Source organism: Pseudomonas sp. Con_6, assembly GCF_059379395.1.
Window position 1 is genome coordinate 3948046 of sequence record NZ_CM182011.1, and the last position, 14552, is coordinate 3962597.

General features: G+C 64.5%; 11 protein-coding genes. 3 read left to right on the top strand and 8 right to left on the bottom strand.

The window, feature by feature from the left end; translation table 11 throughout:
• The first annotated feature begins 136 nt into the window (after positions 1-136).
• Both AC5QPF_RS17535 and AC5QPF_RS17540 read left to right on the top strand, forming a co-directional pair.
• Positions 137-1495: an ammonium transporter gene (locus AC5QPF_RS17535; RefSeq protein ID WP_494959098.1), complete on the top strand. Its 1359-nt coding sequence runs from the start codon at positions 137-139 to the stop codon at positions 1493-1495.
• Positions 1496-1506: 11 nt separating this feature from the next.
• Positions 1507-1686, top strand: a complete 180-nt coding sequence (locus AC5QPF_RS17540; RefSeq protein WP_494959099.1) for a hypothetical protein — start codon at positions 1507-1509, stop codon at positions 1684-1686.
• A gap of 162 nt (positions 1687-1848) precedes the next feature.
• On the opposite strand, the gene AC5QPF_RS17545 is transcribed toward AC5QPF_RS17540, so the two are convergent.
• Entirely contained in the window at positions 1849-2190 is a 342-nt protein-coding gene (locus AC5QPF_RS17545; RefSeq protein WP_494959100.1) for an SMR family transporter, read from the bottom strand.
• Positions 2191-2254: 64 nt separating this feature from the next.
• Positions 2255-3574, bottom strand: a complete 1320-nt coding sequence (locus AC5QPF_RS17550; RefSeq protein WP_494959101.1) for an ammonium transporter — start codon at positions 3572-3574, stop codon at positions 2255-2257.
• Positions 3575-4021: 447 nt separating this feature from the next.
• Between AC5QPF_RS17550 and AC5QPF_RS17555 the strand changes: the two genes are divergently transcribed.
• The gene (locus AC5QPF_RS17555) at positions 4022-5593 is read left to right on the top strand and encodes an ABC transporter substrate-binding protein (protein ID WP_494959102.1); all 1572 of its coding nucleotides are present in this window, start codon (positions 4022-4024) and stop codon (positions 5591-5593) included.
• Between the two features lie 128 nt (positions 5594-5721).
• Here AC5QPF_RS17555 and AC5QPF_RS17560 read toward each other — a convergent pair whose 3' ends face one another.
• From AC5QPF_RS17560 to AC5QPF_RS17585, 6 genes are all read right to left on the bottom strand, one after another.
• Positions 5722-7965 carry a TonB-dependent receptor domain-containing protein gene (locus AC5QPF_RS17560; RefSeq protein WP_494959103.1) on the bottom strand — a complete coding sequence of 748 codons (2244 nt, stop codon included), beginning with the start codon at positions 7963-7965 and terminating at the stop codon, positions 5722-5724.
• Positions 7966-8137: 172 nt separating this feature from the next.
• A complete protein-coding gene (locus AC5QPF_RS17565) occupies positions 8138-8884 on the bottom strand; it encodes an outer membrane beta-barrel protein (RefSeq protein WP_494959104.1) in 747 nt (248 codons plus the stop codon).
• 302 nt (positions 8885-9186) lie between these two features.
• Positions 9187-10353: an aromatic amino acid transaminase gene (locus AC5QPF_RS17570; protein ID WP_494959105.1), complete on the bottom strand. Its 1167-nt coding sequence runs from the start codon at positions 10351-10353 to the stop codon at positions 9187-9189.
• A gap of 10 nt (positions 10354-10363) precedes the next feature.
• The gene (locus AC5QPF_RS17575) at positions 10364-12010 is read right to left on the bottom strand and encodes a thiamine pyrophosphate-dependent enzyme (RefSeq protein WP_494959106.1); all 1647 of its coding nucleotides are present in this window, start codon (positions 12008-12010) and stop codon (positions 10364-10366) included.
• Between the two features lie 19 nt (positions 12011-12029).
• Positions 12030-13433, bottom strand: a complete 1404-nt coding sequence (locus AC5QPF_RS17580; protein ID WP_494959107.1) for an amino acid permease — start codon at positions 13431-13433, stop codon at positions 12030-12032.
• Between the two features lie 189 nt (positions 13434-13622).
• A complete protein-coding gene (locus AC5QPF_RS17585) occupies positions 13623-14552 on the bottom strand; it encodes a LysR substrate-binding domain-containing protein (protein ID WP_494959108.1) in 930 nt (309 codons plus the stop codon).

Genomic DNA, 14552 nt, shown 5'->3' on the forward strand with positions numbered 1-14552 from the left:
CTTGCCTGCGAAGGACCGCGGCGCAGCCCCCCGCAAGGTTCGCAAGACACACAACAACAAAAGCCTCAACGGCTAGCGGTCCACTTCCTTCTGCCCACCACAACATTCCACAGCAATGTGCATCGAGGATCGAGTGATGGAAGAACAGAAAGCCCCCACCGTCGAGGAACTCAAAGCCCTCATCGACATGACCAACACCCTCAACATGGAGATCTTCTACTGGTGGTGCATCGCCCTGATGATCCTGATCCATGCCGGCTTTCTCTCGTATGAGATCGGCGCTTCGCGGCTGAAGAACGCCCTCGCCGCCGGGGTCAAGAACATCCTCGCCTTCGGCTTCATCGTGCCGACCTTCTTCCTGTTCGGCTGGGCCATCTACAACGCCTTCCCCGACGGCCTGGTACCGCGCATGGACGCGCTTTCCGCGGCCATGCCATGGAGCCAGGCCATGGGCCCGAACATCAAGGACAACGCCACCGGGATCTTCTGGGCAGCCTTCGCCCTGTTCGCCGCCACCACCGGATCGATCCTGTCCGGGGCGATCATCGAGCGGGCGCGCATGAGTGCCTTCATCATCATGACCGTCCTGCTCGGCTCGGTACTGTGGCTGTTCGGCGCCGCCTGGGGCTGGCACCCGCAAGGCTGGCTGACCGTGCAGTGGGGCTACCATGACGTTGGCGCGGCAGGCGTGGTGCACATGATCGCCGGCTTCTTCGCCCTCGCCGTGGTGATCAACCTCGGCGCGCGCATCGGCCGCTTCAACCCGGACGGCAGCGCCAACGCCATCGTCGGCCACAGCATGCCGATGAGCGTGGTCGGCCTGATGCTGATCATCGTCGGCTTCTTCGGCTTCCTCGGCGGCTGCATCATCTACAGCTCGGGTGCGCAGTGGATCAACATCTACGGCCAGCCCACCACCCTCTCCGCCTTCGCCTTCAACACCCTGATGGGCTTCGCTGGCGGGCTGATCGGCGCCTACCTGACCACCCGCGAGCCGTACTGGATGATGTCCGGCGGCCTGGTCGGGATCATCTCCGTCGCCCCTGGGCTGGACCTCTACCACCCCGGCCTGGCCTACCTGATCGGCATGGGCGTGGCCGCAGTGGCGCCACTGGTCAACAACCTGCTGCTGAAACTGCGTCTGGACGACGCCGTCGGTGCCTTCGCCGTACATGGCTTCGGTGGCTTCGCCGGGCTGGTGATCAGCGGCGTGTTCCTCGCGGGTTACCCGAACATGAACGGCATGGCCGAGATCAGCTTCTTCGGTCAACTGGGCGGTGCGCTGGTGATGGCGGCCCTGGGCTTCATCCCCGGCTACCTGGTCTCCTGGGCACTGAAGAAGGCCGGCGTGCTGCGCGTCCCGGCACATGCCGAGGAACGCGGCCTGGACCTGACCGAGGTACCGGCCCAAGCCTATCCGGAGTGGAGCGGCCTCTACGGCGAGCCGGTCAAGCCGCAGACCCGTTTGATCACCGAAAGCAAAGCCACCGTCTGAGGAGTCACAGCATGAGCATCAGCACCTACGAAGGCGCCAGCGCCGTCTTCACCTTCGCCGACAAGCCCGCCGTGCTCGGGGTGATCGTCCTGGTCGTGATCGCCGCGACCCTGTATGCCCTGGTCACCACCTTCGTGCATGAAAAGCACAGCTATGCGATGCCGGACGAGGAGTTGCCGAAGCTGAAGTAAAGCTGACAGGCAACGCGGTCACTGCGGGAGCTGGCTTGCCAGCTCCCACAAGGTTTGGCAGAGGACTCCGGCCCATAGTTGCACGCCTTCGCCGCTGCGCCCACAACTGGCATTTTTATCAAGAGGTCTGCGGTTGCTTTCACTGCCCTCAGAAACACCACATCAAGCCACCTGCCCTTCCCCCACCAGCTTCAACCCCACGATCCCGCCAACGATCATCAACAGGCACAGCCCCTTCAACACCCCCAGCGACTCCCCGAGAAACAGGCTCCCATACACCACCGTCCCCAGCGTCCCGATCCCCACCCACACCGCATAGGCCAGGCCCAGCGGCAGTTCCCTGACCGAAAGGCTCAGCAGGTAGATGCTCAGGGCCAGGAACACCCCGCAATACAGGCTCGGCCACAACCGCGTGAAGCCATCGGTGCGGGGAATGATCGAGGCATACAGCACCTCGCAGGCCCCTGCGGCAACCAGGTACGTCCATCCATTCAACCAGCCCATGGGCTTCTCCCTTCTCCAATGCAAACGCCGACGCAAGGCGTCGGCGCTGGACAATCACGATGATTCAGCTGGAATACTTGTAACCCACCTCGCCATGGGCCGAGAGGTCGAGGCCGTCGACCTCGCTCTCTTCATCCACCCGCAACCCACCGCACAACGCCGCCGCCACCTTGAAGGCGACCCAGCTGCTGACGGCCGAGAACAGGATGCTGAACAGGATCGCCCCGCCGTTGACCGCCAGTTGCTCCATCAACCCGCGACCTTCGGCGAAGCCCTGGCCGCCGATCGCCGTCAGGGCGAACACCGGGGTCAGCAGACCGCCGAGAATCCCGGCCACACCGTGCACGCCAAAGACATCGAAGGCGTCGTCCAGGCCGATCATCGGCTTGAGCTTGTCCACCGACCAGACACACACAGGACCGGCGATGAAGCCCAGCAGGATCGCCCCCATGGGCCCGACGAAACCGCAGGCCGGGGTGATCGCCACCAGCCCGGCGATAGCCCCGGAGATCGCCCCGAACAGGCTCGGCCGGCCACGGTACTGCCACTCGACAATCAACCAGCCCAGGGCACCTGCACAACTGGCGAGCATGGTGTTGACCATCACCAGCATGGCGAAGCCGCTGGCCGCCAGGGCGCAGCCGCCGCAGAAGCCGAGCCAGCCGACCCAGAGCATGCAGCCGCCGGTGTAGGTCATGGTCATGTTGTGCGGGGCCAGGGCCTGGGTACCGAAACCACGACGGCGTCCCAGCATCCAGGCGCCCACCAGAGCGGCGATGCCGACATTGAGGTGCACCACGTTGCCGCCGGCGAAGTCCTGCACGCCGAGGTTGAACACCCAACCGCCACCCCAGCCCATATGGGCCATCGGCAGGTAATTGAGGGTCAGCCAGAACGCCATGAACACCATCACCGCCGAGAACTTCATGCGCTCGGCAAAGGCACCGACGATGATTGCCGGGGTGATCGCCGCGAACAGCAGCATGAACAGGAAATACAGGTATTCGGGGATGGTGCCGGTGATCGAGTCCTTGTCCACGCCGCGCAGGAACAGCTTGTCCAGGCCACCGATGAACGACTGCAGCGAGCCGCCGTCGGTGAAGGTCAGGCTGTAGCCGTACAGGGCGAACAGCACCGCCGCCAGCGACGCAGTGCAGAACACTTGCATGAGGATCGACAGCACGTTCTTGCTCCGCGCCATGCCGCCATAGAACAGCGCCAGGCCCGGCAACATCATCAACAGCACCACCAGCGAACACAGGGCGACGAACGCCGTGTCGCCGCTGTCGATGGCCGGGGTGGCGTCCTCGGCGAATGCCGACGCCGCGCCCAGCATCAGGGAAAGGCCCAAGGTACCGCGGACCACAGGTGAAAACCGGATCATTGCCCACTGCCTCCAATCGATGGGAATGCCGGTTTCCACGCAAGCGGGAATCACCGGCACAGGGTGCCCAGCGGAGCCTCGCTCCGGAGCGGTGTGATTGCCTGGGCTGCAACGCAAGAGGTCTGCCAAGTCGCGAGATTGCGCAAAAAATTCCGCAATCGATTGAAAACAAATGGGTTTTATTCAGCTACCGAATCTGGAGCAATCGCCCCCGGAAATTCCTGAAAGGAAATTATTTTTCTTTTGGTGCAATTAATTTACGCCTCTCACCAGTTTGGTGCTGCTGGTAATCGGACGTGGCATTGCTGATGAGCTGCTGCCCCAGCAGCACCCGATTGCGCACCTGCTCGCCGGTTTTCCCGCTAACCCCAGCAAAACCGGGCCCCTGCCGCGGATGGCGTGAAACCTGCTCTGACCCGCAGCAACGCATCCCTCAGAGGCTCCCGCATGATCGAACGCCCTCCCTTCACCCGCCGTCGCTTCCTCGGCAACAGCCTCGCCCTCGGGGGCCTGGCCCTGGGCGGCAGCCTGCTCGCCGGTTGCGGCGATGACTCCGCGCCCTTGAGCAACGACGTCTCCCCCCGCTACGGCGGGCGCCTGCGCCTGGGCATTCTCGACGGCAACCAGGCCGGCAACCTCGACGCCCACAAGCCGGTGGGCAGCGGCATCGTTCGCGGCTTCGCCCTGTACAGCAAGCTCTGGGAATGGGACGAGAACATGCTGCCGCGCCTGGCCCTGGCCGAAGAGGCCGAGGTCAGCCCGGACGGCAAGGTGTGGACCCTGCGCCTGCACAAGGACCTGGAATTCCACCACGGCAAGACCATCGATGCCGACGACCTGGCGTTCTCCATCCGCCGCCTCACCGACCCGCAACTGGCCTCGCCCTACGCCGCGCTGCTGCACTGGATCGATCGCGACAACCTGGAAAAACTGGACAACCGCACCCTGCGCGTACGCTTCAAGGACGGCGCGGGCTTCGTGCCGCTACCGGAAACCTGGGTGAATTTCGGCGGCATCGTGCCGGTGGACTATCACCCGGTAACCAATCCCGTGGGGGCCGGCCCCTACCGGTTCAAGAGCTTCAGCGCCGGCCAGCGCTCGCTGTTCACCCGGTTCGAGAACTACTACAAGTCTGGCCGCCCCTACGCCGACGAACTGGAGATCATCGGCTTCAAGGACCAGACTTCGCGCCTCGCCGCGCTCAAGGCCGGCCAGCTGGACATGGCCAACGCCCTGGCCGCCGAGCACCTGCGCCTGATCGAGAACGACCCGCGCCTGCAGGTGCTGACCTCGGTCACCGGCAACTGGCTGAGCCTGGACATGAACACGCAGAAGGCGCCGTTCGACGACCTGCGGGTACGCCAGGCGTTTCGCCTGCTGGCCGATCGCGAGGAACTGGTGGCGCGGGTGCTCAATGGCCAGGGGCGGCCGGCCAACGACCTGTATGCGCCGAATGACCCGACCTTCGACCACACCATCCCGCCACGGCGCCAGGATCTGGAAAAGGCGAAATCATTGCTGCGCGAGGCCGGCCAGGAAAACCTCAAGCTGGAACTGGTTGCCGAACAGGAAGGCGTGGCGCTGTCCTCGGCCCTGGTGTTCGCCGAGCAGGCCCGCCGCGCGGGCGTGGACATCACCGTGCGCCAGGTGGATGGGGCGACCTTCAATGGCCCGCAGCACACCGAATGGACCTTCAGCACCGGCGGCAGCATCGGCGCGCCGTTCCTGACCTGTGCACTGCATGCCGATGCACCGGTGTCGGTGGCGAACAAGACCCACTTCGACGATCCGCGTTTTTCCGAACTGTTCCTGCAGGCGCTGGCCGAGCCGGACGTGGAAAAGCGCAAGCCGCTGGTGCACGAGGCGCAGCGCATCCAGTACGAACGTGGCGGGATGCTGGTGTGGGGGTATGCCAACCTGGTGGATGGATTCGCCCGCAGGGTGGGCGGTGCGGTGGCGGAGAAGACGCTGTTTCCGACCTGGCGGTTCGATCAGCTGTGGCTGCGGGATAAAGCCTGAGAGAAGTGTCGTGGCTGCTGGCCTCATCGCGGGCAACGCCCGCTCCCACAATGTCTGCAGCGCTGCTGAACCCTGTGGAAGCGGACGTTGCCCGCGATGAAGCCGGCAAGCCCGCAGCAGGTCACAGATCAGAAATGGGTTGTCAGGGACAACCCATAGGTCCGCCGATCCCCCCGTGCATCCCAGGCCACATCGAACGGCAACGGCACGCTGTCGGTCTTGTAGCGCTTGTCGGTGAGGTTGTTCACATAGGCACTGACATCCAGGTCCTGGCGCCCGCCAAAGTGGTAGGTCAGGCTGGCATTGCCCAGGGTGTAGCCGCCTTGAGACACGCTGTGGTCCTCCTGCGCGGTGGGCAGGAAGAAGATCCGGCTCTGGTAGCGCCAGCTGTTGTCCAGGGTCACGGCATCACCCCCTTCCAGCGGAATGCGGTAGCTAGCTCCCACCGACAGCGTTCGCGATGGTGAGCGGGCAATGCGATTGCCCGAATAATCCGGCCCGCCTGGCGACGAGAAGTCCTTCAGCTCCGTATGCAGCAAGCCCAGCGAGCCCCGCAGTTGCAAGTTCTGCAGCGGCAGCGCCTGGACCTCGAACTCCGCGCCGCGAATCACCCCGGCACCGCTGTTGGTCAGCAGCGAAATCACTTGGCCGTTGCTCACCGAAACATTGTTCACCTGGATATCGGCGTAGTCGTAGTAGAAGACATTGGCATTGGCTACCAGGCGCTCGTCGAACCACTCGCTCTTGATCCCCAGTTCATAGGCATCGACGTTCTCCGGCGCCACCACCGAGGTCTCCGCCTGCACCGTCGCCCCGCCATTGAAGCCGCCGGAACGGAAGCCCTTGGCATAGCGGAAATACACTCGCGCGTTGTCGTTGAGCTGGTACTCGGGGGTGAAGTCATAGGTCAGCTTGTTCCAGGTGCGTTTCTCGTCCTGGGTGGCGACGGTGGCCAGGGCGCCGGTGTAGTTCTTCCACCAACCCTCGACACTGCCAAAGGACACGTCTGCGGCATCCGTGGCGGCGACCCGGTGCAGGTCGATGTCCTTGGTCTCGCGGGTCCAGCGCAGGCCCAGAGTCAGGCTCAGGTCGTCGGTAGCCTGCCAGGTGGTGCTGCCGAACAGCGCGTAGCTGGTAGTGGTCTGTTCGAGGTCGGTACGGCCATAGCTGGCAACGCCGAACGGCGCGTTGTAGGCCGTGGGGAGGATGGCGCTGCTGTTGGCGCTGTCGAGATTCTCATGGAACAGGTGGGTGCCGACGATCCAGCTGATCGGCTGGTTCTTCGCTGAAGACAGGCGCAGTTCCTGGGACACCTGGCGCCAGTGGTCGTCGCCATAGGAACGGCCGAACTCGTAGATGCCCATGTTCGGGCCCTGGGCCTTTTCCTGGATATCGTCAAAGGCGGTGATCGAGTCCAGGGTCAGCTCACCCAGGGCCCAGCTCAGGTTGAGCTGCACGCCGTTGTGCTGGATGCGGTCCTCGGCCTTGCCGGTGAACGCCGCTTCATCGTCGTCCAGCACCGGTGCCGGGCCAAACAGCGTGGTCCCGCCGGGCCCGGCGCCCCAGGCGCGGGTGGCGATGCCCTGCCCCTTGTAGTCGCGGGAACGCAGCTGCAGGGTGGCGTCGAGGTCGTCGCTCAGGCGGGCGAGCAATTGCGCGCGTACCGATTGGTCATGGACATCGCCGGCGGTGTGGCCATCGACGATGTTCTTCAACTGGCCGTCCTTGCTCTGGTCGACGAAGGCCACCCGCGCGGCCAGGCGGTCGTCCACCAGGGTACCGCCATAGGCGCCCTCGTACTGACGGGCGTTGTAGTTGCCGGCATCGACCTTGAAATAGCCGTTGCCGTCCTCGAAGCGCGGCTTGCGCGAGACGAAGTTGATCGCCCCGCCGGTGGTGTTCTTGCCCCACAGGGTGCCTTGCGGGCCACGCAGGATTTCCACCCGGTCCAGGTCATAGAGCGGACCGCCGGTGGCGATGTGTGGGCTGATGTAGGTGTCGTCGAAGTAGATGCCTACCGGATAGACCGTGGTCGACGCCATGTCTCCCGAGCCCATGCCGCGGATGTACCAACGCGGGCGCTGGTTGCCGGCGAACTCCGGGGCGATGGCGTTGGGCACGTCCTGCAGGGCCTTGCCGGCGGTGAAGCCGCCGCCCGTGTCGAGGATGGATTTGCCGGACACGGCGGAGACGGCAGCGGCGACGTCCTGCAGCGATTCCTCGCGCTTTTGCGCGGTGACGGTCACGGTGGGCAAGGCGTCTGGCTTTTTCTCCGGGGTGTCGTCAGGTTCGGCGGCCAGCAAGGGCTGGGTGGGCAGCAAGGCGGCAGTGATCAGAAGCGCCAGGCGATGGCGGCGAAACGGGAGGGTCATGGGCAGCTCTCTCTTTACGGATGAGAGCAGCATGGCAATGCCCGTGCCAGGGGCTGGAGGCCTTGTATATCAAGGGCTCCAGCTTTTCCTGAAATTTGATTGCTGCTTAAGGCGCAGTGCTTCAGCAGTCAGCTGCTGCACCTGGCACAACCCAATCCAGAGGGTGGATTGCTTAGAACGCCAGACCCACCTTCACCCCGAACTCGTCACGCTTGAGCTTGGTGTTGTCCGCCACTGCCGAGTCCTGGTCCAGCTTGTACTCGGTACGGGTGTAATAGGCGCCCACCTGGATCGGCATGCCGCCCTGCTGGTTCATCAACAGGCTGACTTCGGCGTACGGATTCGTGCGGTCCTTGAGGTCGACGGTGTCGCTGCCGAAATCGTCTACCTTCAGGCGCGCACGGCCATCGATGGTATGGCGGGCACCGACTTCGACGCGCAGGGTCGAGGCATCGAATTGGTGGTTGTAGCCCAGCGCCGCCTTGGCGAACGGCGACTTGACCGTGAGCTTGGTGTCCAGGTCGTTGATCTGCGGCTCGTAGCGCGACCAGCTGTAGCCGCCACCGACGATCACGTCGACGAAGTTGCGCGCATCCAGCGCGGCACGCCAGCCGAGGTCCAGGTCGGCCTGGGCTTCCTTGAGCTTGTTGTCGTTCTTCTTGCCGTACTTGGCCTCGGCACCGGCCTGGTAGATGAAGCCGGACTCGGCGGTGAGCTTGTTGCCGAAGGTGGCGAACACACCGCCCTGGCCCATGTGATGGTCGTCCGACTCGCTGCCGCCCTCGAACTTGAACTTGTCGTAGCTGCCGCTCAGGCCCAGGGTGAACAGCGGGTCGGTGCTCGGTGCAGCGACGGCTGCCAGCGGTGCGCCCAACAGGGCCAGAATGCAGGTTGGCGCGAGCAGGTTACGGGTGCGCATTGGGTGGTGCCTCCATGACGGTAATGTATTAACGAATGCGTCACTTCGAGGCGGGGTGAGTCGGGAAAGTTCTATAAATGTGAAGAAAATGTGAATTATTTCTCGTTGGCGAGGGCTCTGGGTCAGGGATTTGCGGTGGATATACCGGCCTCATCGCCGGCAACGCCGGCACCCACAAGGTCTTCGGCCAATCGCCGGATCAAGGCCCGCCGCGAACCCTGTGGGAGCCGGCGTTGCCGGCGATGAGGCCGGCGGGGTTGCAAAAAAAAGCGCCCCGAAGGGCGCCAGAGGCAAATGTCCTCTCAGTGGTCCGAAAGCGCCCTGGCCACCTGGTCCAGGTTGGATTCGTTAAGCCCGGCGACGCACATCCGCCCGCTGCGGATCAGGTACACGCCATGCCGCTCGCGAATACGATCGACCGCCGCCGCGCTCAGGCCGGTGTAGCTGAACATGCCCTTCTGCCGCAGCAGGTAGTCCAGTTCCAGCGGCTTCACTCGCTGGTACAGCGCCCGGCGCATCGCCAGCATGCGCTCGCGCATGGCATCCAGTTCCTCACGCCAAAGCGCATTCAGTTCGGGATGGGCGAAGATCGTCGCCACCAGCTCCGCACCATGGCGCGGCGGGTTGGAATAGTTGGTCCGCACTGTCCCCTTCAACTGCCCCGCCACCCGCCCGGCAATCTCGACGCTGTCACAGACCACCGACAACGAGCCGACCCGCTCGCCATACAGCGAGAACACCTTGGAAAACGAATTGCTCACCAACCCGGTGATCCCGGCCCGCGCCAGTGCGCGAATGGCATAGGCATCTTCATCCAGGCCCTCCCCAAGCCCCAGGTAGGCGGCATCGAGGAACGGGATCAGCGAGCGCTCACGGCACACCGCGTACAACGCATCCCACTGTTCCGGCGCCAGGTCCACCCCGGTAGGGTTGTGGCAGCAGGCATGCAGCAACACGATGCTGTTAGCCGGCAGCGTGGCGAACACCTGCAGCATCCGCTGGAAATCCACCTCCCGGCCGCTGGCGTCCAGGTAGGGGTAGCGATTCACCACGAAGCCCGCGCCCTGGAAGATCGCCAGGTGGTTGTCCCAGGTCGGATCGCTGACCCACACCTGCGAATCCGGATACCAGCGCTTGAGGAAATCCGCACCGACGCGCAACGCCCCGGAGCCACCGACGCTTTGCAGGGTAACGATGCGCGGGTTGTCACTGTCGGCGAACAGGTAGCGCTGCACCGCCTCGCGGAAGCCACCATGGCCGTCCATGGGCAGGTACAGGTTGGCCGTCTCCACCCGCGTATCCAGCAACTGGCGCGCCTGGCGCACCGAGGACAGCACCGGTACCTGGCCGTCGCCGTCGTAGTAGAAACCGATGCTCAGGTTGACCTTGTCCGCCCGTGGATCGCGCTGGTAGTCGTCCATCAGCGAAAGGATCGGGTCACCGGGATAGGTCTCGACATGTTCGAACATCTTGGTCTCCTCAGTGGGCAAAGGTCGGGTGAAGGAACTGCCACGGGCTGGCATCGCTGCCCCGCGGCACGCTGACCTCGATCAGTACCGGACGGTCCGCAGCGAAGGCCTGTTCCAGCACCGGCCGCAGTTGCGCCGGCGAGGCCACGCGCAAGGCCTGCACGCCGAAGGATTCGGCGAAGCGAACGAAGTCCGGGTTCACCAGTTCCGAACCGAGCAGGCGACCGCCGAAGCTTTCGTGCTGGTCGCGGTAGACGTTGCCGAACGCATTGTTGTTGAACACGATGGTCACCAGGTTCAGTCCATACTGCACCGCCGTGGCCAGCTCCTGGGCGGCGAACATGAAGCCGCCGTCGCCGCAGACCGACACCACCGCCTTCTTCGGATGCGCCGCCTTGACCCCGAGCGCCGTGGGGAAGCCGAAGCCGAGGGTGCCCTGGTGCCCCGAGGTGACCAGGGTGCGGGGCCGATACACCGGGAAACCGAAGATCGAGGTGAAGCCCACCTGGGAGATTTCCTCGACGAAGAAACCGTCCCGAGGCAACACGTCGCGGATCACCCGCAGGTAATCCAGTTGCGGCTGCACGCACTGGATGGCCTGCTCCGCCGCGGCCTTGGCCTCGGAGATTTCCGCGTCGCGACGGCGTGGCGGGCCGACACGCAGCACCGCCTCGGCCAAAGCGCTGGCACCCTCGGCGGCGTCCGCCAGCAGGTTGACCTCGGCGGGCATGCGCCGCACCTCGGCGGGATCGATATCGATGCGGATCAGCTTCAGTCCCGCAGGACGGTGGCGCCAGCGAATATCCAGCAGTTCGAAGCGCGAGCCGATCACCACCGCCACATCGGTCTGCGGCCACAGGCGCGCACCGGCGGCCACGGTGAAGCCCAGCGGATGATCGTCGGCGACCACGCCGCGGCCGCCCCGGAAACTCACCACCGGCGCCCCCAGTACCTCCGCCAGTTGGCCGACCTCGGCGCTGGCTTCCAGGGCACCGGAGCCGACGAAGATCATTGGCGCCTTGGCCGCGCTCAACAGCTTCGCCGCTCGTTCAACGGCGTCGGTATCCACAGGTGGCTTCGCCTGCAGGGTCAGCGGTGCCTGCAGACGCACGGCAGCGCTGCGGGTGAAGAAGTCCCACGACGCCTGCAGCGACACCACCCCCGGGCGCCCGGACTGCATGGCCTGGAACGCCTGGGCCACCTGCCAGGGCGCATCCGCCGGCTGCTCGACATGGGCGGCGTGCTTGCCGATGCCCTGGAGGATTTCCAGCTGCCGTGGCAGCTCGTGCAACTGGCCGCGACCGCGATCCTTGAAACCGCTCATGACATCGCCGGTCAGCGCCAGCACCGGCGCATTGCAACCGTGAGCGGTGAGCATCGCGGCGCTGGCATTGAGGATGCCGGGGCCGGGCACCACGCTGAACACGCCGGGGCGGCCAGTGGAACGGGCGTAGCCGAAGGCCATGTAGGCGCTGGTCTGCTCGTGGCGGGCGCCGAGGGTGCGGATGCTGTCGGCACTGCGCGCCAGGGCATCGGTCAGGCCGTAGATCTGCGCACCGGGCAAGGCAAACACGGTATCGACACCATGCAGCTTGAGACTTTCGACCAGGGCTTCGCCGCCCGTGAGCTGTTGAACAGCAGGGAGTTGGTTTTTCATCGTTATGACCTGTTGCGGATTATTCGAAGTGCAGTGCGCCGGACTTGCTCGCGTGATATTTGCGGTAAGTGCCATAGATCAACATCAACCAGAGCGGAATCAGCCAGACGGAAAGTTGCATGGAAGGAATAAAGGCCATGATCGCCATGATTCCGCCAATAAAGGCAATGCACAGATAGTTACTCAGGGGAAACAGCGGAGACTGGTAAGTTGTACTTTCCCCTTTCGCCTGCTTGGCCCGACGAAACTTCAGGTGGGTATAACTGGTGAGCATCCAGTTCATGATGGTGGTGGCAACCACCAGGGCCATCAGCAACTCCAGGGTGCCGTTGGGCGAAACCCAGTTCAGCAGCACCGCCAGCGCAGTCACCGCCGCCGTGACGAACAGCGCATTCACCGGAATCCCGTTGCGGTTGAGCTTGAGCAGGCGTTGCGGCGCATGGCCCTGCCCGGCCATGGCGTGCAACTGGCGCACGGTGCAGTAGACCACGCCGTTGTACACCGACAGCGCCGCAGTCAGCACCACCAGGTTGAGCACGTGGGCGGCGGCGCCGATGCCCAGCAGGTCGAGGATCTTCACGAACGGGCTGGCGCTGTACGGATCGCCACCAGCCGACAGCGAGGCCACCAGGTCGTCCCACGGGGTCAGGGCCAGCAGCACCGCCAGGGCGCCGATATAGAACAGGCCGATACGGTGCAGGACCTTGTTGATCGCGCTGGGAATGGTGCGCTGCGGATCCCGGGCCTCGCCGGCGGTGAAACCAATGAACTCCAGGCCACCGAAGGCGAACATGATCAGCGGCATGGCCAGCAACAGACCACCGATGCCGTTGGGCACGAAGCCGCCTTGGCTCCACAGGTTGCTCACCGTGGCCCCCGCCGGCGGCGTCGGGCCGAACAGCAGCCAGGCGCCGAGGCCGATCATCATCAGCACCGCGGTCACCTTGATCACCGCGAACCAGAACTCGGCCTCGCCGTAGATCTTCACCGCCAGCAGGTTGAGGCCGTTGACCAGCACGAAGAAGAACGCGGCGCAGGCCCAGGTGGGCACTTCCGGCCACCAGAACTGTACGTACTTGCCCACTGCGGTGAGCTCGGCCATGCCCACCAGGATATAGCCGGCGGTGTAGTTCCAGCCCGCCAGGTAGCCGAGGAAGCCCGAGCAGTATTTGTTGGAGAAGTGGCTGAGGGAGCCGGATACCGGCTCGTCCACCAGCATCTCGCCGAGCTGGCGCATGATCAGGAAGGCGATCAGGCCGGCGAAGGCGTAGCCCAGCAGCAGCGAGGGCCCGGCCAGTTTCATCACCCCGGCGCTGCCGAGGAACAGGCCGGTGCCGATGGCACCGCCGAGACCGATCATCTGGATATGGCGATTGGACAGACCCCGCGCCAGGGCGGGGTCGGAAGTTGTGGCTCTGCTCATCGTCTTGTTGTCCGTATTGTTTTTCGGGCGCGACCGAAACCGCAGCCCGACGATAGTTGGCAGGTTGAATAACAGGTGTTTATTGGCTGCGAAGTTGTCTTGGTACTTCGTCGAAGTTCAAGTTAACAGCAACTAGCGCGATGAGCAGCCGGCAAGACTGAATGGCAACTATGCGGGGAATGGATAGTTTCAGGCGCCGGGACTGAGGAACTGCGAACCGCGGCAATGTTCATAGATAAACTTGCGAAACCACTGCTGCTCCGCAGAGCCATGAGTACGGCTGTGCCAGACCACCCAGTAGCGGAACGGGTGCTGGACGAACGCCAGCGGTCGATAGCAGACCCCGCCCTGCTCGGCCCACTTGCGGGCAATGTGCTCCGGCAGCATCAGCAGCATGTCGCTGCTGCGCAGCACCGCCAGCGCCGCCGAGTAGTACGGCACGGTCAGTTTCAGGTCGCGGTGCAGGTTGTGCTTGCGCAGCCAGGCGTCGACGAAACTGTCCTTGTCGCCGCCGGTGCTGATCTTCAGGTGCGGCCAGGCGAGGAACTGCTCGACGCCCAAGGTCTCCATCGCCGCCAGCGGATGATCCTGACGCATGCAGCACACCGCCATGTCCTCGCCGATCACCCGGCCGTGAAACTCCGCCGGGGTGTCCTCGATCATGCTGGTGGCCAGGTCGATCTTGCCGCTGGCCAGCCAGTCGAAGCGGTTGGCCTCCCAGGGGCGGAAGTCGATGCTGACCCGTGGCGCCACCTCGGCCAGGTCGCGCAACAGTTCGGGGAGGATGTACTGGGCGACATGATCGGAGCCGGCCAGGGCGAAACGCCGCTCGCAAGTGGCCGGGGAAAACTGCGACGGCGTGCCCAGTTCTTCAAGCTGGCCGAGCACGGCCTTGATCGGCTCCAGCAACTCCAGGCCACGCTCGCTGAGGATGTACTGGCGGCCCTGGCGCACCAGCAACGGATCGCCGAAAGCCTCGCGGAACTGCGCCAGATGCCGGCTCAGTGCCGACTGGCTGGTGCCCAGGCGCGTTGCCGCGTGGCTGAGGTTGCGCACGTCCAGCAGGGTCAGCAGCACCCGCAACTGGCCGATGCTCAGGTTGTTGAAGGCCGGGCCCAT

Excerpts from the sequence above, each read along its gene's own strand:
- AC5QPF_RS17585 (WP_494959108.1), bottom strand. The coding sequence starts at position 14,552 with ATGGGCCCGGCCTTCAACAACCTGAGCATCGGCCAGTTGCGGGTGCTG.
- AC5QPF_RS17580 (WP_494959107.1), bottom strand. The coding sequence starts at position 13,433 with ATGAGCAGAGCCACAACTTCCGACCCCGCCCTGGCGCGGGGTCTGTCC.
- AC5QPF_RS17570 (WP_494959105.1), bottom strand. The coding sequence starts at position 10,353 with ATGTTCGAACATGTCGAGACCTATCCCGGTGACCCGATCCTTTCGCTG.
- AC5QPF_RS17565 (WP_494959104.1), bottom strand. The coding sequence starts at position 8,884 with ATGCGCACCCGTAACCTGCTCGCGCCAACCTGCATTCTGGCCCTGTTG.
- AC5QPF_RS17540 (WP_494959099.1), top strand. The coding sequence starts at position 1,507 with ATGAGCATCAGCACCTACGAAGGCGCCAGCGCCGTCTTCACCTTCGCC.
- AC5QPF_RS17550 (WP_494959101.1), bottom strand. The coding sequence starts at position 3,574 with ATGATCCGGTTTTCACCTGTGGTCCGCGGTACCTTGGGCCTTTCCCTG.
- AC5QPF_RS17575 (WP_494959106.1), bottom strand. The coding sequence starts at position 12,010 with ATGAAAAACCAACTCCCTGCTGTTCAACAGCTCACGGGCGGCGAAGCC.
- AC5QPF_RS17555 (WP_494959102.1), top strand. The coding sequence starts at position 4,022 with ATGATCGAACGCCCTCCCTTCACCCGCCGTCGCTTCCTCGGCAACAGC.
- AC5QPF_RS17560 (WP_494959103.1), bottom strand. The coding sequence starts at position 7,965 with ATGACCCTCCCGTTTCGCCGCCATCGCCTGGCGCTTCTGATCACTGCC.
- AC5QPF_RS17535 (WP_494959098.1), top strand. The coding sequence starts at position 137 with ATGGAAGAACAGAAAGCCCCCACCGTCGAGGAACTCAAAGCCCTCATC.
- AC5QPF_RS17545 (WP_494959100.1), bottom strand. The coding sequence starts at position 2,190 with ATGGGCTGGTTGAATGGATGGACGTACCTGGTTGCCGCAGGGGCCTGC.